Origin of the sequence: uncultured Campylobacter sp., from assembly GCF_938045225.1 — a bacterium.
GTDB lineage: Bacteria > Campylobacterota > Campylobacteria > Campylobacterales > Campylobacteraceae > Campylobacter_A.
Genome location: NZ_CALINL010000030.1, coordinates 1 through 23448, shown reverse-complemented (window position 1 = coordinate 23448; position 23448 = coordinate 1). Strand labels below are relative to the sequence as shown.

General features: G+C 46.0%; 20 protein-coding genes and 1 pseudogene. 13 read left to right on the top strand and 8 right to left on the bottom strand.

Annotation, left to right across the window (positions count from 1 at the left end; translation table 11 throughout):
* The coding region (pyk, locus tag Q0200_RS01885; protein WP_297937074.1) for a pyruvate kinase at positions 1–1223 on the bottom strand (1223 nt) is incomplete at its 3' end.
* Positions 1224–1303: 80 nt separating this feature from the next.
* On the opposite strand from pyk, the gene dctP reads away from it, so the two are divergent.
* The gene (gene dctP / locus Q0200_RS01880) at positions 1304–2359 is read left to right on the top strand and encodes a TRAP transporter substrate-binding protein DctP (protein ID WP_297937072.1); all 1056 of its coding nucleotides are present in this window, start codon (positions 1304–1306) and stop codon (positions 2357–2359) included.
* 288 nt (positions 2360–2647) lie between these two features.
* Here the strand turns inward: dctP and recR are convergent, their stop codons facing one another.
* From recR to Q0200_RS01865, 3 genes are read right to left on the bottom strand one after another with little or no spacing between them, the layout of a single operon-like run.
* Positions 2648–3220: a recombination mediator RecR gene (recR, locus tag Q0200_RS01875; protein WP_297937070.1), complete on the bottom strand. Its 573-nt coding sequence runs from the start codon at positions 3218–3220 to the stop codon at positions 2648–2650.
* Positions 3204–4457, bottom strand: a complete 1254-nt coding sequence (locus tag Q0200_RS01870) for an ArsS family sensor histidine kinase (protein ID WP_297937068.1) — start codon at positions 4455–4457, stop codon at positions 3204–3206. The genes recR and Q0200_RS01870 overlap by 17 nt, the downstream gene beginning before the upstream one ends.
* Positions 4454–5125: a response regulator transcription factor gene (locus Q0200_RS01865; protein WP_002948262.1), complete on the bottom strand. Its 672-nt coding sequence runs from the start codon at positions 5123–5125 to the stop codon at positions 4454–4456. The genes Q0200_RS01870 and Q0200_RS01865 overlap by 4 nt, the downstream gene beginning before the upstream one ends.
* A 161-nt stretch (positions 5126–5286) precedes the next feature.
* Between Q0200_RS01865 and dnaJ the strand changes: the two genes are divergently transcribed.
* Entirely contained in the window at positions 5287–6459 is a 1173-nt protein-coding gene (gene dnaJ, locus Q0200_RS01860) for a molecular chaperone DnaJ (protein WP_297937064.1), read from the top strand.
* A 511-nt stretch (positions 6460–6970) separates the two neighbouring features.
* On the opposite strand, the gene Q0200_RS01855 is transcribed toward dnaJ, so the two are convergent.
* Positions 6971–7882 carry an AraC family transcriptional regulator gene (locus Q0200_RS01855; protein WP_297937062.1) on the bottom strand — a complete coding sequence of 304 codons (912 nt, stop codon included), beginning with the start codon at positions 7880–7882 and terminating at the stop codon, positions 6971–6973.
* Between the two features lie 113 nt (positions 7883–7995).
* Here Q0200_RS01855 and Q0200_RS01850 point away from each other — a divergent pair, with 113 nt between their 5' ends.
* From Q0200_RS01850 to Q0200_RS01840, 3 genes are read left to right on the top strand one after another with little or no spacing between them, the layout of a single operon-like run.
* Positions 7996–9951, top strand: a complete 1956-nt coding sequence (locus Q0200_RS01850; RefSeq protein ID WP_297937060.1) for a TonB-dependent receptor — start codon at positions 7996–7998, stop codon at positions 9949–9951.
* Positions 9952–9959: 8 nt separating this feature from the next.
* Positions 9960–10211, top strand: a complete 252-nt coding sequence (locus tag Q0200_RS01845; RefSeq protein WP_297937058.1) for a hypothetical protein — start codon at positions 9960–9962, stop codon at positions 10209–10211.
* A 2-nt stretch (positions 10212–10213) separates the two neighbouring features.
* Positions 10214–10720 carry a hypothetical protein gene (locus Q0200_RS01840; RefSeq protein WP_297937056.1) on the top strand — a complete coding sequence of 169 codons (507 nt, stop codon included), beginning with the start codon at positions 10214–10216 and terminating at the stop codon, positions 10718–10720.
* 292 nt (positions 10721–11012) lie between these two features.
* Here Q0200_RS01840 and Q0200_RS01835 read toward each other — a convergent pair whose 3' ends face one another.
* The 3 genes from Q0200_RS01835 to Q0200_RS01825 all read right to left on the bottom strand — a co-directional run bounded on the left by Q0200_RS01835 (position 11013) and on the right by Q0200_RS01825 (position 14890).
* Positions 11013–12179, bottom strand: coding sequence for an MFS transporter (locus Q0200_RS01835; RefSeq protein WP_297937054.1), 1167 nt, complete (start codon positions 12177–12179; stop codon positions 11013–11015).
* Positions 12180–12528: 349 nt separating this feature from the next.
* Positions 12529–14343: an excinuclease ABC subunit UvrC gene (gene uvrC, locus Q0200_RS01830; RefSeq protein WP_297937052.1), complete on the bottom strand. Its 1815-nt coding sequence runs from the start codon at positions 14341–14343 to the stop codon at positions 12529–12531.
* Positions 14344–14407: 64 nt separating this feature from the next.
* Positions 14408–14890 (bottom strand): hypothetical protein, encoded by a 483-nt coding sequence (locus tag Q0200_RS01825; protein WP_122874286.1) that lies wholly within the window; start codon positions 14888–14890, stop codon positions 14408–14410.
* A gap of 137 nt (positions 14891–15027) precedes the next feature.
* Between Q0200_RS01825 and nhaD the strand changes: the two genes are divergently transcribed.
* From nhaD to Q0200_RS01785, 8 genes and pseudogenes are all read left to right on the top strand, one after another.
* Entirely contained in the window at positions 15028–16419 is a 1392-nt protein-coding gene (nhaD, locus tag Q0200_RS01820) for a sodium:proton antiporter NhaD (protein ID WP_297937049.1), read from the top strand.
* A gap of 9 nt (positions 16420–16428) precedes the next feature.
* Entirely contained in the window at positions 16429–17961 is a 1533-nt protein-coding gene (gene guaA, locus Q0200_RS01815) for a glutamine-hydrolyzing GMP synthase (protein WP_122874284.1), read from the top strand.
* Between the two features lie 129 nt (positions 17962–18090).
* A complete protein-coding gene (locus Q0200_RS01810; RefSeq protein ID WP_297937046.1) occupies positions 18091–18735 on the top strand; it encodes a cupin domain-containing protein in 645 nt (214 codons plus the stop codon).
* Positions 18736–18773: 38 nt separating this feature from the next.
* Positions 18774–19964 (top strand): PIN domain-containing protein, encoded by a 1191-nt coding sequence (locus Q0200_RS01805; RefSeq protein WP_297937044.1) that lies wholly within the window; start codon positions 18774–18776, stop codon positions 19962–19964.
* 82 nt (positions 19965–20046) lie between these two features.
* Positions 20047–20679 (top strand): uroporphyrinogen-III synthase, encoded by a 633-nt coding sequence (locus Q0200_RS01800; RefSeq protein ID WP_297937042.1) that lies wholly within the window; start codon positions 20047–20049, stop codon positions 20677–20679.
* 232 nt (positions 20680–20911) lie between these two features.
* Positions 20912–22165, top strand: a complete 1254-nt coding sequence (gene purD / locus Q0200_RS01795) for a phosphoribosylamine--glycine ligase (RefSeq protein ID WP_297937040.1) — start codon at positions 20912–20914, stop codon at positions 22163–22165.
* Positions 22162–22611, top strand: coding sequence for an RDD family protein (locus Q0200_RS01790; protein WP_297937038.1), 450 nt, complete (start codon positions 22162–22164; stop codon positions 22609–22611). Before purD ends, Q0200_RS01790 begins: the two co-directional genes overlap by 4 nt.
* Positions 22601–23448: pseudogene (locus tag Q0200_RS01785) on the top strand (LPS-assembly protein LptD); the annotation flags it as partial. The gene Q0200_RS01790 and the pseudogene Q0200_RS01785, both read left to right, overlap by 11 nt.

Below are 23448 nucleotides of genomic sequence, written 5' to 3'. Positions count from 1 at the left end.
CCGCCGGAGAAGATGACGATACCATCGCGGATAAGGCGAGCCTTGTCGGTGCGGTATCTGGCCAGTTTTGCTGCCGAGCCGCCCGATGAGGTTAGCGCGATTATGCCGTCTACTTTTAGTGCAGAGGCGAGTCTTGCGGTGCTAGATGCCATCATATCGGTATCGTCGTAGCGGGCAAAATCAAATTTGTTAAAAGGGTAAATTTGCTGCGTTTGGATTATGGTATTGCTCATCGCTTCTACGACGGCGACCGGGTTTATGCCGACCGCGCTTTCTTCGCTTAGCATGACCACGTCGGTGCCGTCTAGTACGGCGTTTGCCACGTCGCTAATCTCGGCTCTAGTTGCCGTTTCGTGCTCGGCCATGCTTAGCATCATCTGCGTAGCGGTGATGACGGGTTTAACGGCTTCGTTTGCTTTTTTGATGATGAGCTTTTGGATCGTCGGTACCTTGTAGTAGGGCACCTCGATACCTAGATCTCCGCGAGCGACCATCACGCCGTCGCTGGCCTCGATGATCTCGTCGATATTTTCTACGGCGTCAAATTTTTCTATTTTGGCGTAAATTTGAGCTTTGGAGCCAAAGCCTTTTAGGATTTCTCTGGCTTTTCTTATATCGTTTGCATTTTGCACGAAAGAGATCGCGACGAAATGAACGCCGTTTTTGGCGCCAAATTCCAAATCCTTTAAATCTTTAGGCGTGATAACCTCGATATTAAGCTTGGTGTTTGGGAAATTTACGCCTTTGTTCGAGCGGAGTATCCCGTCGTTTTCCACTACGGCTTCTACTTTTTGGGCGCTTGCATTTACGATCTTAGCGCGGATTTGTCCGTCACATAGATATATGTACTCGCCCATCTTTAGCGCGGCTAAAATTTGAGGCTGATTTATGCAAAGCTTATAGTGATTTTCGTCTATTTGCTCGCCGATTATTTCATCTTTTACGAAGATTAGCGTATCACCGACTTTTAGTTTAAATTCGCTTCTGTCTAGTTTGCCGACTCTTATTTTAGGGCCGCAGATATCCTGAAATATGCCTATTTTGCGCCCGAGCTTTGCCTCTACTTGCCTGATTTTATCGATGTTGGATTTATGGTATTCGTGCGTGCCGTGGCTGAAATTTAGCCTAAAAGCATTGACTCCGGCCAAAACTAATTGCTCCATAACCTCTATGGATTCGCTGGCCGGTCCGACCGTGGCTAGGATTTTGGTTTTTTTGTTCATGGATGCCCCTTTTTTGCGCAATTTTACCAAATTTTTAAAAAAAATAAGTATAATCGGCCAATTTATTTTAAGGAGCAAAAATGAAAAAGTTTTTAGCGGTTTTGGCTGCTTTCGGTTTAGCGCTAAGCGCGAACGCGGCGGACAAAACCTATAAGCTAAAGCTAGCCAGCACCTGGGAGAGCACGACTCCGGTTTTGGGCGACGCGGCAAAAGAATTTAAGCGCGTAGTCGAGACGCTAAGCGACGGCAGGCTAGAGGTGAGGATAGACTATCCGTCTAAGCACAAGGCACCGTTTGGTATCCTAGACTTCGTTAAGGGCGGTCAGTATGATATCGGCTACACTGCGTCATACTACTACAAGGGCAAGGATGCAAACACTATGTTTTTTACAGCCGTGCCTTTCGGTATGACTGCTAGCGAGCTACGCGCATGGTATGAGTTTGGCGGCGGCAAGCAGCTAGAGGAAAAAGTTTACGATAAATACAACATCAAAGTCTTTAACGCCGGCGACACGGGCACGCAAATGGGCGGTTGGTTTAAAAAAGAGATCAAAAACGTAGAGGATTTAAAAGGCCTAAAGATCAGGATTCCGGGCTTTGGCGGCGAGGTTATGGCGCGCGTGGGAGCGACTATAAACACGATCCCGACCGGCGAGCTATATATGGCGCTAGAGATGGGTACGATAGACTCGGTCGAGTGGGTTAGCCCTGCGTTTGATATGGGTCTTGGCTTTCACAAGATCGCTAAATACTACTACACGGGCTGGCAAGAGCCGAGCGGTCAGACTCAGTTTTTCGTAAATAAAAAGACCTACGAGAAACTACCTGCCGACCTTCAGGCTGTGATCGAGGCTGCGGCTAACGAGGTAGCTAGCATGCTAAATACGCGCTCGTTCTTTGATAACGCCGAATACTGGGCGAAGATGAAAGCGGAGTATCCTGATATCGAGGTTCGCTCGTTCCCGCAGGACGTCATGGACGCGCTTAGAAAAGCAAGCGACGAAATCCTAGACGAAGAGGCGGCGAAAGATCCGCTGTTTAAGGAGATATTGGACTCTCAAAGAGCGTTTTTGGCTAAGGCTCGCGAGTGGACGAAAATTTCCGAGTTCTCGTATATCCAAAAAACTACGAAATAACTTCTCGCCGCTCGTTTCGGGCGGCTTAAATTTACGGCCTTCGGGTCGTAAATTTCTCTTTTTAAATTTTCTTTTTATTCTTTGTTACGCTTGTAAAATTTGATTTTAGTGCTACGTGTTAAATTTGAGTCGTTGTAAATTTGACCAGCTTTGGCGGCGGGTTAAATTTGAGGAGGTTTATTCGTTTGAAATGCGACGGAAATTTGGCGACCAATCTTAAATTTGGAGTCGGGCGAATTTAAAAATGCAACGTGAATTTCCAAAAAGCTTCGTACGCCAGAGCTAAATTTACAGTTCAGTCCTGCTATCAAGCGCCTTCATAAGCGACAAAAGATCGATGTTTTCGAGATTTACGCCCGTTGGTACGCCTTGGGCTATCTTGCTAAATTTAACGCCCAAATCGCTCAGCTTATCCTCGATAAACACCATCACCGCGTCGCTGCTAAGCCCCGGCGTTAGCGCGAAAATGATCTCGGTCACGCCGTTTTGGCGGATGACCTCGCGCAGTTTTTCGGTTTGCTCCGGCGTTATCTCCTCAAGTACGAAGTAGCGCCCGCGATAGATCGCGCTTTGCTCAAAAATCAGGATGTCTTTTGGGCTTTCGACGACGGCTAACAGCTCCTTCTCGCGAGTCTCGTCGCTGCAAATGTCGCAAATCTCGTCCTCGCTAAGCCCGCCGCAAATTTGACATTTGCCGGTAAACCTCACTGCGTCCTCGATGCTTTGCGCGAGTTTTAGCCCGCCGAAGCTATCTTTTAGGCAGACGTGATAGGCGTAGCGCTGGGCGGATTTTTTACCCACGCCCGGTAGCCGCTCAAAGGCCGCCACGAGCTCGTTAAATTTCTCAAGCCCTTTTTTCAACGCTTTCCTTTGGATCGGTGCAAATTTTAAATGCGTGATAGCCGTCCTCGTATGAGTATTTTAGGCTAAATTTGTGCATACGGCAGATGTGGTCGATGATATAAAGGCCTAGGCCCATGCCGCTGTTTTTGGTGCCCTTTTCGCGTATAAAGGCTTGCATGTAGTACTCGATAGGATTTTGTAGCGGTTGGCCTAGATTTCTCACGACGATATCGTCCGCGTCGCAGATAACCTGCGCCTTTTTATCGTCTGCATATTTTAGGGCGTTATCTATGAGATTTTTTATCGCGAGCGAAAAGAGTCCGAAATCCACGCGTAGCAATGTATCTCGGCGGATATCTACGTCTACTTTTTCTTCAAATTTATCGAGCATCAGCATGTCACGCGCCTGATCAAGGATGTTTGAAAAGTACGACTCCTGATAGTTTAGCGCGTAGTTTTTGGATAGCAACTGTTCGATCTTGCCAAACTCGTTTATGAGCATATCAAGGCGCTCAAATATCGCTATCAAGCGGATTTTGTGCGTTTCGTTTTGTACCATTTCGGAGACTATGCGGCCTTTGCCGATCGGCGTTTTTAGCTCGTGCATGATCGTGCGTAAAAACAGCTGTCTAGAGCGCAAAAGCTCCCTGATCTTGCTAGCTGCGGCATCAAATTCTATCGCGACCTTGGCTATCTCGTCGTCGGAGTCTGGTTTTGCGATATTTACGTCCATGTTTCCGGCGCCGAATTTCCTGATATCAGAGCTTAGTTTTTTAAGCGGCATCAGCGACTTCATCACCGAAACGTAAAGCGACACCAAAAGCGCCGTCGTGAGGATAAAACCAACCCAAATCGGATCGTTTATATTTTTCGTATCGTCGCTTTCGAGTAAAATTTGAAACGAAGGATTTTTGATCTGCAGGTACAAACTATCCTGAAAAAGCAACGACTGAAATAGCCCTAGCTGCGTTTGCTTGGCAAAGACCGGTTTTCCGGAGCTTATGACGTTTGCGACGGTTTTGTCGCTTTTAACGTAGGTTAGTCCGAAATTTCTAAAATAATTAGTCAAATCGCTAGGCGGATTTGACTTTTCGTATGAGGCGATGAGGTAGTTTATCGCATTTAGCTGCTTGTTTTTTATCTTTTCTAGCGCGTTATCTAGCTGGATGCTCGCAAACGTATAGAACAAAATGCAAACAAGCGAAAACGCCAGCGCGAAAACTACCGAAATTTTCGTGGTTAAGGAGTATCTCATCCTATGAGTTTATAGCCTATTCCGCGTACCGAAAATATATGTTTAGGCGCTTTTGAGCTGTCGCCGATTTTGGTTCTTAGTCTGCCGATGATGACGTCTAGGCTCTTTGAGTCCTTGTCTTTTAGGCTCTTGCAGTTATAAACCAGCTGCTCGCGAGAAACCGAAAAGCTGTGCTGTTTGATAAGATAACTCAAAATCTCGTACTCGGCCGGCGTTAGCGTTAGGCTTTCGTTGTTGTAGTAGATTTCGTGTCTGCGCTCATCTATCCTAAATAGCGTATCCACGACCTCTTCTTGCACTTCGTTGGTCTTTTTGTAGCGGCGGATTAGACTCATTATGCGCGCGTACATTTCCTTTGGATCGTACGGTTTTGGTAGATAGTCGTCCGCGCCTAGTTGCAGGCCTACGACTTTGTCGCTGATGTCGCTGCGAGCAGAAGAGATGATGATAGGGATGTTGTATTTGCTGCGGATCTCTTTGCACACTTCTAGGCCGTCCATGCCAGGCAAAGTAAGGTCTAGGATAAGCAGGTCGAAATTTTTTACTCCGGCGCTTAGTCCCAAATAAGGATCTTCGAAATTTGTTACTTTTATATTAAAATCGCTCAAGTACTCGGATAGGATTTGCGCGAATTCCGGATCGTCTTCAATCATTAAAACATTAATCATTTTAAGCCTTTCAAATAGATTTAACGAAAATGATTATAACCAAAAAAAGTTAAATTTTTTTTCCGAATTTACTATCCTCGTTTAAAATTCTCCCCCGCTTTGAATTTTTATAAATAATAAGATAAAATCGCCCTTTAAATTTAAAAATTTTAGGAGATTTTGTGGAAATAGACTACTACGAAATTTTAGAAATCAGCAAAAATAGCGACTCTGAAACCATAAAAAAAGCATTTAGAAAACTAGCGCTAAAGTACCATCCAGACCGCAATCAAGGCGACAAAGAGGCGGAAGAAAATTTTAAAAAGGTAAACGAAGCCTACCAGGTGCTAGGCGACGAGGAAAAGCGCGCGATATACGATAGATACGGCAAAGCCGGGCTTGAGGGCAGAGGCGGCTTTAGCTCTAGCGGATTTAGCGCGGATTTTGATTTGGGCGACATATTTAACTCGTTTTTTGGCGGCGGATTTGGCCCTGGCGCAAGCAGCCGCAAAAGAAGTAGCGACAAATATCCGCTCGATCTAGAGATAGCTCTTAGGATCAAATTTAACGAAGCGGTGTTCGGCACCGAAAAAGAGATAGAATTTACGATCAAAAAACCGTGCCAAACCTGCAAAGGCAGCGGCTCGAAAGACGGTAAAACGCACGTATGTCCGCACTGCGAGGGCAGAGGTCGGATATCGCAGCAAAGGGGCTTTATGAGCTTCGTGCAGGAGTGTCCGTACTGTAACGGCACGGGCGAAACGGTCAAGGATAGATGTTCTGATTGCGGCGGTAGCGGCTACAAAGAAGAACGCCAAAGCGTCAAGGTAAATATCCCCGAGGGCATCGACGATGGCATGCGTATGCGCGTGAGCGAAAAGGGCAACGTCTCATCAACCGGCGCCAGAGGCGATCTATACGTGCATATCGAGGTTGAAGCCGACGAGCATTTCGTGCGTCACGAAAGCGACGTTTACATCGAGATTCCGGTATTTTTCACGCAGGCGGTTTTGGGCGAGACGATCACGATTCCGACGCTAAAAGGCACGACCGAGCTAAAACTACCGGTCGGCGCAAAAGACAAGCAGCAGTTCGTATTTGACGGGCTCGGCATAAAAAGCGTAAATAGCAAAAGGTACGGCAGGCTCGTAGCGCAAATCTCCGTAAAAACGCCAAAAGAGCTAACGGACGAGCAAATCTCTCTACTAAATCAGCTGCAAGAAAGCTTCGGTATCAAAGCCGGCAAGGCGAGCTACGACGAGAAAGAAGACGAGGGGATCTTGGACAAGATAAAAGGGTGGTTTAAAGGCGAAGAACCTGGCGACAAAGGCAAGAAAAAAGGCAAAAAGGCGTAAAATTTGACTTTGTGGAGGGTAAATTTTAGCTTAATGGTCGGCTAAATTTGGGCTCGATGCTTGCTTGAATTTTATAAATTTTGAGGTTTTCAGATTTTTCGGCGACTTTTTGCTCGGTTTTATAAATTTGCAAATTTTGGAGCACTATTTTTGTCTTTGCTTGTGCCGTTTCATCAAATTTGCCTTCAAAACGCCGAGCGACCTAAGTTTACTCACCCATCGCATAAAAATTTGACGGGTTAAATTTGTCTTTTAAATTTATAAAATCGTAGCGGCCAGGCGGACAAATTTAGCCGAATTCCGCTTAAATTTTAGCGATTTTTATTCTCAAACCGCGCTTGCTCGTCAAATTTAGCGTAAAAATAGCCTGTTGCCATATCTAACTTATGCAAGTTATAAATCCGCGCCGTTAAATTATGCGTCAAACCAAAGTCGTGCCAATTATCGGAGGCGTTATTTTATCGGGCTTTTGAGAGCCGTCTACGGCAAATTTTTAGACAACCTCGTAAAATCAATAATAATATTTTCTATTTTTCATCAAATTTTTGGGTGCCGTGCCGTAATAATCGCAAAAAAGCTTGCTGAAGTGGCTTTGATTTTTAAAGCCCGTCGCAGCCGAAATTTCGGCGATATTTAGCTCCGAGCCTTGCAGCATCGCCAGCGCTCGTTTCATTCGCTCTTCGCGCAAAAATTCGTAAGGAGTTTGCCCAAACAAACTTTTAAAGCCGACTTTAAGCTTAAATTCGTTCAGCCGCACCTGTTTTGAGAGTTCTTTTATAGACGGCGGATTTTTGATATCTAAGCTCAAAATTTGCTTAGCTTTTTGCAGCGCGCTTTTGTCCGCTTCGTCTAGTATAACATGCTTATTTGGGCATTTTAGGCGGCTGAATTCGTTATAAATAAGCTCTAAAATTTTACTTTCCAAAAGCAGTCTTTCAAGCGGCTCGTCGGCGTTTAACGATAAAATTTGGTTTAATAAAATTTTATTTACGGCGCAGGTGTAGTTTTGCGAGACGAGTTTGTTTGCGCCAAGCTCGATAAGATCGCCGAAATTTGCGCTCATAAACGAGTTTTCTAGGAATAAATTTATTCCCGCGTGCGCGCCGCCGTAAATCTCTTGATCCGAGCTTGGTAGATCGACCGAGCTGATCGTGGATAGTCCACTTTTGTATTCGATTTTGCCATTCGCCGAGCTTAGGCTGATGCCTCCTTGTAGGGTGAAATTTATAAAGCAACCCCGCAAAGCGTGAAAATCGCCGACTATTTTGGTGTCGTCTTTGGCGTCCATTTTTATCGCGCCGAAGGCTATTTCATCGCTTAGTGCGATATTTTTGGCGCGGATTTTGACGCCAAGACCAGCCAAAACTCCGTCTTCGCTGCTATTAAATTTATCCATAAAAACGTCTGCGGATACCGTGCGCAAATTTTTCCTTTAAATATAAAAATAAATCCGTCATTTGTAAATTTTGGGTTGATAATAAATTTCAAAAATATTATACTATCCTTAAAGTAAAGAAATTATAAAAGGAGTCTAAAGTGAGAAAGATTTTGCTTTTAAGCGCGGTTGCGGCGCTAGCGATAGCAGCTCCCGCCGTGAGGCTGGATGAGGTCAGCGTATCGGCTCAAAAGATCGATGAAAACGCTAGCGAGGTGGCGGCTGCGGTGAGCGTGCTGGACGAAAAAGAGTTGCGGCGTAGAGAAGCAAAGGATCTAAACGGGCTTAGGAGCGCATCGTCAAATTTATCGTTTTTGCAAGGCGGAGGTATTTCGCTTTTTATAATGCGCGGCGTTACGAGCGATTACGCATTTGATAGCCCAAACGTCGGGCTTTATCTGGACGGCATTAGTTATCTTGGCACTTACGGCAACTACGTATTTTTGGAGGATATCGAGCGTATCGAGATCTTAAAAGGGCCTCAAAGCGCGCTTTATGGCAAAAACGCCTACGCAGGCGTGATAAATGCGGTCTCCAAAGCTCCTACCAACGAACCGCAAGCAAAGATTGGGCTAAAGCTTGGCGAGCATAGCATGCGGGGTATTAGTTTTAGCGCAGGCGGAGCGATAGTAAAGGATAAATTTCTGGCTAGTTTTACCGGTTTTAGCGAAAAGAAAAACGGCTTTATGTATAACGAAAATTTAAACAAAAGCGACGACTACAAAGATGCTCTTTACGGCAAAATTTACTTTAGATTTTTACCTACGGACGAGCTTACGGTGGATCTTATTCAAAATTATTACAGGATAGCTAACGGCGCGCAAAGATCGAATTTGCCTAGCGCAGCCAATAGAACGCGCTACGCCAACGGTATAGAGGGCGAGGAAAACGCCAAAAACTACGAAGCGTCGCTAAAGGCAGAATATAAATCGGGCGACTATGCGCTTACTTCGCTTACGACTTTCAGGGATTATAAAAACGACAGCAGCTACGACGGCGATCATCGCCCCGCGTCCTTGTTGGATGTGTATTACAAAGAGGACAGAAATGATTTTACGCAGGAGTTTAGATTTAGCGCCGATAACGCGTATGGCAAATTCGTCCTAGGCGCTGCGGCGGGCGCTACGCAAAGAGACGTGCGAAGTAGCGTAAACAGCGTGATGTTCGGCGGTATTCGCTCGCTGCAAAATAACAAAACCAGAAGTAAAAACTACGGCGTTTTTACGCATAATGAAATTTATCTGCCGCTTGATTTTTCGGTTATTTTGGGAGCTAGATTCGATAAAGATAGGGTCAAATTTCAAAACCGTATGAACGGCGAAAATTTAAGCGATTCGTATAGCGCGCTATCACCCAAGATCGGACTAAAATACGCTATAAACGACGAGGTTACGGCGTATGCGAGCGTATCGAAGGGCTATAAACCGGGCGGCTTTTGGGCTGCGTCGCCTACGTCTAAAAAATGGTACGATAAAGAAACGATGACTAGCTATGAAGTCGGCGTAAAAGGGGCTTGGGAGCGGTTTGAGCTAGGCGCCGCCGTTTTTCGCGCCGATATCAAAAACAAGCAAGTAGTAAGCGTCATCGTAGCGCCTAATATCACGGTGGCAGAGAACGCCAGCAAGGCGCGCTCCCAAGGCTTTGAACTAGACGGCGCCGTGCTTTTGGCGGACGGATTAAAGCTTAGCGCAAATTTGGGCTACGCAAAAAGCGTCTTTAAAGACTACAAAGACGCACAGGGCGATTATAGCGGCAAATACGTCTATTACGCGCCAAGACTAACTTATGGCGCAGGGCTTTCGTATGAGGCTCCAAGCGGATTTTACGCGGCGGCATTTTTGCGAGGACAGAGCAAATTTTATACCGATAAGGCCAATGTCGTAGAAAACGCGGGCTACGCGACCCTCGATGCAAAAGTAGGCTTTAATCACAAAAATATCAACGTTTATATTTATGCTAATAATCTTTTCGACAAAGATTACGACATAAAATACGCCACGATGCACTACCTATCTGACCCTCGCGAGATCGGCGTAAAATTTGAATATAAATTTTAAGGAAAAAGATGAAAAATTTTAAATTTAAAAGCGGCGAAAATCTAAGCTACGACGACTTTGGTAGCGATTTTAAAGATGTTTTGGTTTATCATCATCCGCTGATGATTTTTCCGCAAAATACCTTGATAAATTTCTGCGATAAAAATCAAATAAGGCTTATTTTGATATATAGAAGCGGGCATTTTAACAGCTCGCTTTTTAGCGCTGACGATAGTTTTTTAAAATTCGCCCTACGCCTAAAAGAGTTTTTTCGGCGTTAAATTTGGGCGAATTTAGCGTGCTGGGCGAGTCGGTGGGTGCGGCTTACGCCTACGCTACGGCGGTAGCTTGCGAAGAGGCGAAAAAGGTGTTTATACTAAGCGGATTTAACGCCCCTCCCGAGCTTTTGACAAGCTACTCCGACTATGCGCACATAAAGGAAATTTATGATTTCGCTTTGCGTAATACTCCTGAAAATACGGCGCAAACGGCGTGGGAAAAATACGGCTCGCAGGCTAAGGGTGCGCTAAAAGAAGCGATAAAAGCGCAGCTTAACGGCATCGGCTTTGATCTCTGGCTCCAAGCTAGGCCGTGGGGATTTGAGCTAAAGGATGTCCCTCAAAGCGTGCTTATGTATCACTCCAGGGCCGACGAGGAAGTGCCTTTTGCCGTCGCTTCGCAAGTGTCGAGGATGCTACCAAACTGCGAACTAATCGCCGCCCAGGACACGCCTCATCATAGCGCGAAAGCTCTTTTGGATTTTTTAAAGATCATCAAAGAGCGGTTGTAAATTTAGCTTTTGCGTAAATTTTACGAGCCAAATTTGCGCCGTTTTAAGCGTAAATTTGGCTCGTTTTGCGGTTTTTCTGTTGCGGGTAGGTTTGCTTGATGCGGGATAAATTTACCGCCTTTTTGCGCCAGAGACTTAAATTCGGCCTTGCGTTCGGGTTAAATTGCGTGCGTTTAATCCGCATTGCCGACGCGGGCTAAAACTGCAAAGCGATTTGCAAAACTCTGCGGAATAAAATTTACGCAGTTTTTTGTACTAGACGGCGACTTAAATCCCGCAAAATAGTAATCCGCTAGATAAATTTATAAATCTTTATAAAATAAACTAGGCTCAAAACGCAAAACGCCGCCGCGCCCAGCACGACCGCTCCGTAACCCAACATCCCCGCCAAAAGCGTTCCGAGATAAAACGAAAATATCTGAAATGTCATATTTAGGCTGCTTTGCACGGCGTATTCGCTAGCGGGTCGCCGTCCCGAGGCACGTTGCATCATCATCGTGGAAATTATCGTCGCTTGCGCCATATATACCGCATACGCCGCGCTCGAAGCAAAAAGTACCGACGCGCGGTCCGTCCAGCCGCCGATAGGTAACCAGATGGCCAGGATGCCTAGCGTCTGCATCGCTACGGCGTATAAAAAGGCTCTTTTAGCGCCTAGCTTTTTTACCGCAAAGCCCGCCGCGAGCGCACCCGCGAAGCCAAATATCGTGCCGTATATGTGCAAGACCTCGCCGATATCTTCCAGCTTCCAGCCGATATCTACGAGCATCGGACTAAGCAGTCCAAACGCCGCGCAGATACCGATAGATTGTATGAAAAGCACGCTAAGCCAAGCCTTTTTGCCCTTAAAAAAGCCAAACATCTCCCTAAAATCCAGCCCCTCGCCGGCGTTTACGCGCTCAGGCTCTTTAAAGAAAGCAAGGCTAAGCAAGGAAACCGCTATCAAAGACGTCAAGAATAAATTCGCCTCGCTCCAGCCGAATTTTGCGTATATTACGAGCGTTAGGCCGTTACCGGATACGTGCCCTATCAATCCGCCGCTAAGCTTGAGGGCGTTTGTGAAGCTTAAATTCGAGCTGTTTGAAATTTTGATAAAAAATGCGTTAGACGTCATCGTCCAGGTGGCCGAGATAAAGGCCAAAAGCACCGCTAAAGCGATTACGGCAGGTAAATCGTCGCGCGGATTTAGAAGCGAAACTGCATATAAAATCGCCAAAGTAAAGCACTGAAAGGCTAGGATAATCTTTTTGTAACCGCCTATTTTTAGCGCTATAGCGTCGATAAACGGCGACCACAAAAAAGCCAAAACCGCGAAAAGTCCAAGCCCTCTAAGCGCGCCGACGCGCTCTAAACTAAAACCGTCTTGACGCAGGATGCTAACGAGCCCCTCGCCGAAAAATCCGATGCAAATAAACTGCGCGATGCAAAGGCTAAGTACAGTTAGCGACCTGTAAAGCAAATTTGTCCTTTGATTTTTTGGCTAGATTATATTTAAATGGATAGACGTTATCAAGAATATTTTGACGTTTGGGGGATAAATTTTTATATTTTTAGTTAAATTTGAGCTTTTTGCGATTTTGGATTGTAAATTTAACCGAAGCTAAAGTCGCTTAGCGGATCAAATTTAGCTAAAAACATAATCCTAAATCCGCGGCTCAAATTCGGCAAGAACTAGCGCACGCAAGAAATAACCCAAAATGGCTTCAAATTTACGCAAAATTGCCGCATCAAAATTTAAGTTGAAAGCGCATAAATTTACCCGCAAATTCGTCCAAATTTTAGAGCAAAATTTATGAAGTCCGGGCACATCAAATTTCACTCTCTTTTAGCTGCTCGATTTTAGCCGCTACACTCCTATTCGTGACCTTTTCGATTTCCTCGCTCGTTGCGGTCATTATAGCTTCAAAGCTGCCGTAAAATTTAACGAGCTTTGCGATACTTCCCGCCGATACGCCGGCGTCTGCTAGCTTGCTAGCGCCCAGATCCTCTTTGCGCTTGGTTTTTTGATGAAAGGTAATCGCAAATCGGTGCGCCTCGTCGCGAAGTCGCTGGAAAAACTGAAGCCGTCTGTCGTTCGTTGGTAGCGTAAATACGCCGCTGCTAGCGTAAATTTTATCCCTCGCGCCGCCTTTTGCGCGGTGGGCTTTGGCGTCTATTTTTTCTTTTGAGATGGCGAGTATATCGACATTTGCGCCGCTGCTAGCGATGATGTCCGAGGCGAGGTCTAACAGTGCCTGACCGCCGTCGATGAGCCAGAGATCGGGCGGACTTAGCTTGTCAAACCGCAAAGCGCGCTCTGTGAGCATCTGGCGCATCTGATCGTAGTCGTTTGCGTAAGAGAGGTGCATATGGCGGTAGTGCTCTTTGGCGAAGTTTCCGTGCTCAAAGCGCACCATCGCGCCGACCGCGGCCGCGCCGAACATATGCGAGTTGTCAAAGGTCTCGATGGCGTATGGCGCGCAGGCTAGGCCGAAATACTCCTTTAGCTCGTCCAAAAACGCGTCGTCGTGGGTTTTTAGGTACTTTTGGATAAAGACCTGCGCGTTTGTTAGCGCCATCTCGCAGATGCGTTTTTTCTCGCCGATTTTAGGGACGGAGATGCTAAATTTACGGCCGTGGCGAGCGGTTAAAATCTCCTCTACGAGGCTTGCGTCCTCAAAGGCTTCTAGCGCGTAAATTTTCGCGCTCACGACGGGCGCGCCAGCTGGAAAGCTCTCTAAAACGATTTGTTTGTAGGCGTCGTTTAGGTCGCCTTGCGAGCTCATTTTGGCGTTAGTGATATTTTGATACACGCCGCTGATCTTGCCGCCGTGCACGCTAAAACGCACCGCACAAAGCAAATTTTGCTCCGCGCCCACGGCAAAAACCTCAAAATCCTCAAGCTTGGCCAGATCGACCTCGATTTTGACGTCTAGATCCTTGATCGCGTTGATCTTATCGCGCACGAGGGCGGCTTGTTCGTAGTTTTCGTTTTGGGCGTATTTGTTCATCAAATTTACGAGCTTTGGCAGCATAGAGAGAGGATTATTTAGCGCCGCGATCGCGCCCTCTACTACCTTGGCGTAGTCTGCGGGCGAAATTTTACTGATGAGCGGGGCTTCTGAATAGCCGATCTGATAGGGCAGATATGCGCCCGTGGCTTTGAGCGCGCTTTTGCTTTGCACGAGTTTAAAGCTCAGCCTAAGCGCATCCAAAAGCTCACGCGCTCCGCGAAAATACGGGCCGAAATACTTGACGTTTTTGCCGCGGACGATCTTGCGCGTGATCTCAAAGCGCGGGAAATCCTCGTCTAAATTTACGTAGATGTACGGGTAGGTCTTGTCATCGCGCAGCAAGATGTTGTATTTGGGCCTTAGCTGCTTGATGAAGGAGTTTTCCAGTATCAGCGCGTCGGCTTCGCTGGGAGTGACGATATACTCGAGGTGTACGGCCTCGCTGATCATCTTGTGTATGCGCGGGCTGACCTTAGGCGAGGGGGCGAGACTTGGCGTAAATGAAAAGTAGCTTTTGACGCGGTTTTTTAAAATTTTAGCCTTGCCGACGTAAAGAAGCTTGCCGGCTTTGTCAAAATACTGATAGACGCCGGGCTGTGCGGGCAGCGAGCGGATCTCGTCGATTAGCAAAATTTGACTCCCGCTAGTAAATTTGAGCTTTTGCCGTTTGGGGTTAAATTTGACCAAATTTGATTCATCGCGCCCCGCTTGATTCTTTAGCTAAATTTTGCTTTATGGCAAGGCGAATTTTTTCAAATCCTTCGAAAATCCGCTCGCTTTTGGCTAAATTTATAAACTCGCCTTTAGCAGGCTCGGCGTAGGTAAAAATTCGCTTTTTTTCGTATGGGTCGGTAGCTTTTTTAAATTTTAAATGCTTTGTCACAAAAAATTTAACGTCCGTTACGCGAGCGAGCCTACCGTCAAAATTTACGCTCGAATAGATTTTTAATAAGCCTTTTAACATTTTTATACTACTATCGCTTTTTAATTCCTGAAGTCCTAACGGATGAAACAGGGCAAAAAACAAAACGCCGTTTTTCTCGTAGCAAAAGGCGATGAGCCTGCGATGATTTAGGCTTAAAAGCTGTAAAAATTCTCCGCATTCGCTACGGTTTTTTAACTCTTTATAAAAAGGATTATCAACAATATGTCGAATAATAGTCTTAGCGTCTTTCATAAGGCGATTTTAGCATTTTTTTTGTTAATTTTTATAGCAGGCTGCGGCCACAAGGGCGATCCGTTCTACGAAGCGCCGTCTGAGCCCTCAAACAGCAAAACCGAAAAGATAAATAAACTATAAATCAAGGAGAGCAAATGAAGATCGTCGGACTTTTGAGTCTGTTTTTCGCTTTGGCCTTCGGTAGCGGCGACGCTGCGGGCGAGGCTTTAAATTTAACGACTACGTGGGTGGGTATCGCGAGCCTCATCATTTTCGTCGTGGGATATTTTTTCATCGCTACGGAGGAAAATTTTCACATCGATAAGGCTAAGCCGGCCATATTTATCGGTACTTTTATGTTCTTGCTCATCGGCTTTTATATGCTGGCAAACGGCCTAGACGTGCATTCGTTGCAAAATGAGGTAAATCACCTGATTTTAGAGATTTCGCAGATCGTATTTTTCCTCATGGTCGCGATGACTTATATCGAGGCGCTTATAGAGCGGGACGTGTTTAACGCGCTAAAATACAACCTCGTCTCAAAAGGCTACACGTATAACAGACTCTTTTGGCTAACGGGCGTTTTGGCGTTTTTCATTAGCCCCGTCGCCGATAACCTAACTACGGCCCTTATCCTTTCTACCGTTCTTTTAACGATAGATAAGACCAATACGAATTTCCTAGTCGCAGGCGCGATAAACATCGTCGTAGCCGCAAACGCAGGCGGCGCTTGGAGTCCGTTTGGCGATATCACGACGCTAATGGCGTGGGCTGCGGGTAAGGCTCCGTTTATCGACTTTTTCGCGCTTTTCCCGGCTTCTATTATCGGCTGGCTAGTTACGGCGTTTTTACTAGTACGCATCGTGCCTGCGGGTAGCCCGCATTTTGACCCTGCGACAGAGCCGAAGGTAAGCATTAAAAAAGGCGGCAAAGTCGTTATCGGTCTTGGCGCATTTACGATATTTTCGGCAGTTATGATGCACCAGCTCTTCCACCTACCTGCGATGTGGGGCATGATGTTTGGCTTCTCGCTTCTTAGCATCTACACATACATCTACAAAAAAACTAATAAAAACGAAGAGCCTATGCACGTCTTTCACTATATGTCAAAAATCGAAAACAACACGCTTTTCTTCTTCTTCGGTATCCTTGCCGCCGTCGGCGCGCTGCACTTCGTCGGATTTTTAAACTATGCCGTTTCTCTTTATGATAAATTTGGCGCCACTGCCGTAAATATAGGTGTCGGCTTCCTATCTGCAATCGTGGATAACGTCCCTGTTATGTCCGCCGTGCTAAAAGCAAATCCTATGATGGGCGCGGATGCGGGCGAAAATTTAAGCCAGTGGCTACTAGTTACCTTAACTGCCGGTATCGGCGGCTCGATGATAAGCTTCGGCTCGGCTGCCGGCGTTGGCGTCATGGGCAAACTAAAGGGTATTTATACCTTCGGCGCGCATATGAAATACGCTTGGACCGTGGTTGCCGGCTATATCGTATCGGTCGTGATCTGGTACATACAGTTTGAAATTTTCCATTTGTATTTTTAAAGGACGCTCATGAATAACACGATAATAGTTCTGGATTTTGGCTCGCAGTATACTCAGCTCATCGCTAGACGCTTGCGTGAGCAGGGCGTTTATACCGAGATTTTGCCTTTTAACGTCAAGGTCGATGAGATTAAAGCGAAAAAACCAAAAGGCATAATCCTAAGCGGCGGGCCTGCTAGCGTTTATGCACCGGATGCGTATTTTTGCGACGAGGGCGTATTTAAGCTAAAACTGCCGATTTTAGGCATTTGCTACGGCATGCAGCTTTTGGCGCATAAATTTGGCGCAGAGGTCGCTCCGGCTTCTCACAAAGAGTACGGCAAGGCAAGCCTAAACGCTCTAAAATCCCATCCGCTTTTTACCGATACGCCTGAAAAGCAAATCGTCTGGATGAGCCACTCTGACCTCGTAAAAAACCTACCTAACGGCTTTGAGGCGATCGCGACTAGCGAAAATTCGCCTTATTGCGTGTTTGGCGACGAAAAGCGCAAATTTTACGCTCTGCAGTTTCATCCGGAGGTTCAACACAGCGAGTTTGGTACTCAAATTTTAAAAAATTTCGCCAAATATATCTGTGGCTGCGAAAGCACGTGGAATATGGGCAGCTTTGCTAAAACCCAGATCGCTAAAATCAAAGAAACCGTGGGCAACAAAAAAGTCCTTTGCGCCGTTAGCGGTGGCGTAGATAGCTCCGTAACCGCAGCTCTTTTGGCTGCTGCGATACCGCAAAATTTGATCCTGGTTTTCGTCGATAACGGACTACTTAGAACGGGAGAGCGCGAGCAGGTCGAGGCAACTTTTAGAACAAAGCTTGGTGTCGAGCTAGTTAGCATAGATGCGAGTAAAACTTTCCTGGAAAGGCTCGCTGGCGTGACGGATCCAGAGAAAAAACGAAAGATAATCGGCGAAACTTTCATCGAAATTTTTGAAAAAGAGGCCAAAAAGCACGATAACGTCAAATTTTTAGCCCAAGGCACGCTCTACACCGATATCATCGAAAGCTCGGTCGTGGGATCTAGCAAGACGATCAAAAGCCACCACAACGTCGGCGGACTGCCTGATTGGATGAGCTTTGAGCTAATCGAGCCTTTAAGAGAAATTTTTAAAGACGAGGTGCGCCAGCTCGGCCTCGAGCTAGGTCTTTCGCGCGAGCTCGTTTTTCGTCATCCATTCCCGGGACCTGGCCTTGCGATCCGCATAATGGGCGAGGTAAATACGCCGAGCCTCGAGCTACTGCGCAAAGCCGACGTGATCCTACGCGACGAGCTAAAATCAAGCGGCTGGTACAACAAAACGTGGCAAGCATTTTGCGTACTGCTAAACGTGCATTCCGTGGGCGTCATGGGCGATAACCGCACCTACGAAAACGCCGTGTGCATACGCGTAGTGGACGCCAGCGACGGCATGACGGCCAGCTTCTCGCGCCTGCCGTACGATCTACTAGAAAACGTCTCTCGCCGCATCATAAACGAAGTAGACGGCATCAACCGCGTAGTTTACGACATCTCGAGCAAACCGCCTGCAACGATAGAGTGGGAGTAAAATTTAGGCGTTTTGCGCCTAAATTTTATTTAAAACCGACTCAAAATTTGATAAAAAGAGATAATCCTTATCAACAAATCGTCCGAAAATTTTCGCTACAATGACGCGTAAATTTACGAAAGGAACAAAATGAGTAAAATTTACAATCTAAACGCCGACACGAAAGTGATCGCAAAAAGCGTCGTTAGCAAGAGAATTTTTGATTGCGAGAACGCTCACGTCGACGTGTTTGCCTTTGATGCGGGCGAGGAGCTAGATCACGAGATGCTGTTTTGCGACAGCCTCGCGTGGGTCGTAGAGGGCGGTGCGAGTTTGCACTACGGCGAAAAACAGATGCGCCTAGGCGGCGAACAGGCCTGCCTGATAGAGAAAAAAGTATGGCGAAAACTAGTTTTCAACAAACCGACGAAATACGTCTCAATCGATTTTAAGGAGGACTTAATGATAGATCATTTACCTAAGGCGGCTATTTTTAGCCTAGTGGACGCAGTCGAATACGAAGAAGGCAAAATCGTGAGCAAAACGCTCGTCAAAAACGAAAGCGGCTCGATGTCGCTACTGTCGTTTTCAAAAGACCAACAGCTCTCTACTCACGCGGCTCCGGGCGACGCTCTTTTGATCGCGCTTGACGGCGAGATGAAGCTAACCATCGGCGATGAGCATTTTGATATCAAAAAGGGCGATACCATCGTGCTTCCGGGCAAAATCCCGCACGGGCTAAAGATCCCTGAAAAATTTAAAATGTTACTCATCGTAACAAAAGATAAGATGTAGAGTTTCGGGGCGATTGCCCCGACTCGTTTAGGAAATATATGGCAAGATTTATAATAGATGACGAAAACATAAGCGTAGATAATCTAGCAACGCTAAAAAAGCTAGGACAAAAAGATAAAATTTATATCGTAACCAACAATAGACAAAAGCTAAGCATCTCCGTTTTGGCGTGGTTTCTGGCGCGAAAAATCAAAATAAAAATCATACTTTTACAAAGCGCTCACAAGGACTATGCCGATAAAATAATTACGTTTTTAATGGGCAAACTCTCGCACAAAAAAGACAAAATTTACATCGTCAGTAACGATAAATTTTACGACGACGTGATAGATTTTTTTAATAAACAAGATAAAAGCGGCGGTAAATTTCACAAACTCAAATTCGACTTCAACCGCTCGCATACGGCACAGCTCATCGAAGAAAATCAAGACGAAATCGCGATCTTGATACGAAACTCGGGCAGCCTCAGCGAGCTTCATATGAAATTTATCTCAAAATTCGGCAGCAAAAACGGCGCCGGCGTGTATAACGCGTTAAAAGAGGATGCGAGGAAAATTTACAAAAAACCTCAAATAGAAAACTCGCAAAAAGGCGAAGTAAAGCGTATCGCAGCGCCAAATTCCGCAAAATCTAGGCCGGCGACGCAAGGCGATGAGCAAAAATTTGACGAGCGAGAAAAATCAAAAACCGAATCAAATTTAAGCGGCGAGGTTTTACACGCTCAAAGCGCCCAGGCAAAAGAGCAAAATTTAGAAAATCGCTCGCAAATCGATCAAAATGCGGAGCTCGAAAAACCGCAACCCCTAGAGAGCAAAAACGGCGTAGCGATAAATAACGAAAATTTACAAGAGACAAAAGCCGTAGAAGCAAATTTGAGCGATGATCCGGGTCCTACCGAGCAGCCGAAAGACGCGGAGCAAAATTTGAGCGCCAAAGCTTCTAGCGAGGATCTTAAAGCGGATGAAAAAGGGCAAAATTTATCAAACAAGCGTCCGCCGCAAAACGAAGCAAAAAATAAAGCTGAAAATACGGTAAAATCGCAACCATCGCTCAAGATAGACGAGACTAAAAAGCAAGAGATTAGAAAAATCGCGTTCGAGAGTAAAAATTTGGGCGATTTTCACAATGGGCTCGTGAAAAAATACGGTGCAGAGGACGCCGGCAAGCTATATAAAGCGCTAAAACAAAAGGCAAAAGAGTATTTAAGCAAGCGCAGCGCAGCAAAGTAAAATTTGCGTTTTGGTTGCGACTTTTAAAATTTGAGGATTTGCGGTAAAATTCGGTCGTGAAATCATAAATTTAAGGGCGAAAATGATCTATCTGGTCGGGTCAAATTTGGAATTTGAGGGCGTAAAGACGCTGGTTTTAAACGAGATCAAATTTAATAAAATTAGCGTAAATTTGGCTGAATTAGACGCGCTGGTTTTGACCTCTAAAAACTCCGTAAACGCGCTAAAATTTAATCAAATTTCGCCCGCTAATTTGCAAATTTACTCCATCGGCGACGGCACTAGCCGCGCGGCTAGCGAGTTTGGCTTTGCCCAAATTTACACTGCAAAAAATGCTCACGGAAACGACTTTGCCGCCGAGATCGCACCGTTTTTAAAGGGCAAAAAAACGCTATTTTTAAGAGCGCGCGAGACGGCTTCAAGCGTGGGCGAAATTTTGAGAGAAAGCGGCGTAAATTTGACGCAGATAATCGCTTACGAAAACGTTTTTAAACCGCTTAACGAGGAGCAAAAACCGCCTAAAAACTCCGTGATTATTTTTATGGCTCCCTCGGCGGTACGAAATTTTACTCGCAATTTCGGCTGGGATGAGAGCTATAAAGCCATCGCTATCGGGCTTACGACGGCAAAAGAGCTGGAAAAATTTAGCGTGCCCGCAGTGAGCGCTCAGCAAAATATAAATTCCTGCGTAAGCCTCGCAAAAACGCTACTTTAAGCTAAAATTTTATATAATAGCCTTGCCTGAGTGATTTGGCAGCGTATTTTTATAGGGTCCAACACATTAGTTTCGGCGAAGATGTGCGGCGACCGTGCGACGCGGCTTCGTTTGAGCGTGCGAGCGCGAGAAGTTGCGACCTAAAGGAACCGCCTATTTGCAAGGTTGGCTTTGAATTTTCGGGCCACTTATATGCGCACCGCTCACTTGGGTTTTTATTTTTGGAGAAATTATGAAAATTTTGATAATCGGAAGCGGCGGGCGCGAGTACTCCATAGCTCTAAAACTTCAAGAATCCCGCAAACACGAGCTTTTCTTTGCTCCGGGCAACGGAGCTACCTCAAAGCTTGGCACAAATCTAAACATCAAAGATTATAATCAGCTCGCAGAATTTGCCGAGGCTGAGCAAATAGAACTAACTATCGTAGGTCCCGAAGCGCCGTTAAGCGACGGCGTCGTGGATATATTTAAGGCGCGAAATTTAAATATTTTCGGACCGAGCAAGTCTGCGGCTAGACTCGAGGGTAGTAAGGCGTTTATGAAGGACTTTTTGGCCAGAAACGCTATCCGAACGGCTGCCTATCTAAATACCGATGATTACGATGCTGCGGCTAAATTTATCGACTCTCTTGCCGCTCCGGTCGTCGTTAAGGCTGACGGACTGTGCGCGGGCAAAGGCGTGATAATCGCGCAAAGCCGCGAGGAAGCAAAGGCTGCGGCTCGCGATATGCTGAGCGGAGAGAGCTTTGGAGAGGCGGGCAAACGCGTGGTCGTGGAGGAGTTTTTAGACGGATTTGAGCTTAGCTTTTTTGCGATTTGCGACGGCGAAAATTTCGTTAGCCTGCCGGTAGCGCAAGATCATAAGCGCCTAAAAGATAACGACGAAGGGCCAAATACCGGCGGCATGGGTGCATACGCTCCTAGTCCGCTTGCAAGCCCCGAGCTAATAAAACAGGTCGAGAAAGAGGTCGTAAAACCGACTCTAAAAGGCATGAAGGCTGAAGGAAATCCTTTCTGCGGCGTGCTTTTCGTGGGGCTTATGGTGGTTAAAGGCGTGCCGTACGTGCTTGAGTTTAACGTGCGTTTCGGCGATCCTGAGTGCGAAGTGCTAATGCCGCTGATCGATGGCGACCTGGGCGAAATTTTATTAAATGCGGCAAAAGGCGATCTAAAACCCGTGAAACTAAAAGATGAATTTGCCGTCGGTGTCGTGATGGCTAGTAGAAATTATCCTTTTTCAAGCTCGCCCAGGGTGAAAATCAGCGTAAAAAACGTCCCGGAAAACTCGCACATAGCATACGCAGGCGTAAGCGAGCAGGGCGGCGAGATATATGCCGACGGCGGACGAGTGCTCGTGTGCGTGGGGCTTGGTAAAAGTATAAAACAAGCGCAACAAAAGGCCTATGAGCTTTGCGAAAACGTAGAATTTGACGGTGCGCAGTACCGAAAAGATATCGCATGGCAAATGCTAAAAGGTCACGAATGAGCAGGAGCGTCATAGACAAGCTCGAAAATGAAAATATCACGCTCGCTAGCGTCGGTAAAAGAGCCGTAGCGTGGGGGATAGATAAATTTTTAATCTCGTTTTTGTTCTATGCCGTTTACTACGAAAAATTTAACGGGCTTGATTATGAACAGATCAGGGCGCTAGCTATGGAAATGATACCGCAGATCGATTTGCTCGAGGTTATTTATCAGACGTTTTTTACGTGGTATTGCGGCGCTAGTATCGGCAAGGTAGCGATGAAGATCGTGTGCGTGAATATCGATCTGCTCGATAAGCCGGGCTTGCTAAATTCTCTCACTCGATCTTTGGTTCGTATCATCGGTGAAAACGCATTCTTCCTAGGTTTTGCATGGGCGTTTTCAAATCCATTATTTCAAACGTGGCAAGATAAAGCCGCGAAAACGGTAGTTATAAATGTTTACTAGAATTTTTTTGTTACTAATGTTTGGGACTTTTAGTTGCTTCGCGGCTCAAAATTTCGAGCTTTTGGCCGATGACGTAAAACGCAATAAGGGTATAGTTACTGCAGATAAAAACGTGCTTGTGTATTCGCAAGATTATTTGATGAGCGCGGATAGAGCTGTTTACGATCAGCAAAAAGAGATCTTGGAGCTTTTTGGTAACGTAAATTTGATAAGAAACAAGGACGAAATCTCGCGCTGCTCATACGCAAAGATCGACCTAAATAGTAAAGATAGTAACTACGAAACGCTATTTATGATGAACCGCGACATGGAAGTATGGATGCAAAGCGACGAGAGTAACAGCACGTCTAAATTTTATGAGGTAAATGGCGCGGTCGTATCGAGCTGCAACGTCCAAGATCCGGACTGGAAGATCAAATTTAGCAGCGGTAAATTAAACCGAGAGAGTAAATTTTTACACCTTTTTAATCCTGTGTTTTACGTAGGAAACGTCCCTGTATTTTATTTGCCGTATTTTGGCTTTTCGACAGACACTCGCAGACGCACAGGCCTTTTACCGCCTGAGTTTGGTTACGGCAAAAACGACGGATTTTACTACAAACAACCGATCTATATCGCCGAATACGACAGCTGGGACTTACAGTTTGATCCGCAAATTCGCACTAGGCGCGGTACGGGCATATACGGCACGTTTAGATTTGCCGATTCACCTTATTCTAGAGGCTCTGTGACATTTGGCGCATTTAGAGATACCGAGGGCTACCGACAAAGACAGATCGAGAAAAACTGCCCAAATCGAATTGAGCAACATCGACAAAGCCCGTTTGCGCCCCGAAT

What these genes read in the sequence shown, in the direction of transcription:
- guaA (WP_122874284.1), top strand. Translation starts at nt 16,429, where the DNA reads ATGAATAACACGATAATAGTTCTGGATTTTGGCTCGCAGTATACTCAG.
- Q0200_RS01845 (WP_297937058.1), top strand. Translation starts at nt 9,960, where the DNA reads ATGAAAAATTTTAAATTTAAAAGCGGCGAAAATCTAAGCTACGACGAC.
- Q0200_RS01805 (WP_297937044.1), top strand. Translation starts at nt 18,774, where the DNA reads ATGGCAAGATTTATAATAGATGACGAAAACATAAGCGTAGATAATCTA.
- Q0200_RS01825 (WP_122874286.1), bottom strand. Translation starts at nt 14,890, where the DNA reads ATGAAAGACGCTAAGACTATTATTCGACATATTGTTGATAATCCTTTT.
- dctP (WP_297937072.1), top strand. Translation starts at nt 1,304, where the DNA reads ATGAAAAAGTTTTTAGCGGTTTTGGCTGCTTTCGGTTTAGCGCTAAGC.
- Q0200_RS01810 (WP_297937046.1), top strand. Translation starts at nt 18,091, where the DNA reads ATGAGTAAAATTTACAATCTAAACGCCGACACGAAAGTGATCGCAAAA.
- purD (WP_297937040.1), top strand. Translation starts at nt 20,912, where the DNA reads ATGAAAATTTTGATAATCGGAAGCGGCGGGCGCGAGTACTCCATAGCT.
- Q0200_RS01870 (WP_297937068.1), bottom strand. Translation starts at nt 4,457, where the DNA reads ATGAGATACTCCTTAACCACGAAAATTTCGGTAGTTTTCGCGCTGGCG.
- Q0200_RS01790 (WP_297937038.1), top strand. Translation starts at nt 22,162, where the DNA reads ATGAGCAGGAGCGTCATAGACAAGCTCGAAAATGAAAATATCACGCTC.
- Q0200_RS01865 (WP_002948262.1), bottom strand. Translation starts at nt 5,125, where the DNA reads ATGATTAATGTTTTAATGATTGAAGACGATCCGGAATTCGCGCAAATC.
- Q0200_RS01800 (WP_297937042.1), top strand. Translation starts at nt 20,047, where the DNA reads ATGATCTATCTGGTCGGGTCAAATTTGGAATTTGAGGGCGTAAAGACG.
- nhaD (WP_297937049.1), top strand. Translation starts at nt 15,028, where the DNA reads ATGAAGATCGTCGGACTTTTGAGTCTGTTTTTCGCTTTGGCCTTCGGT.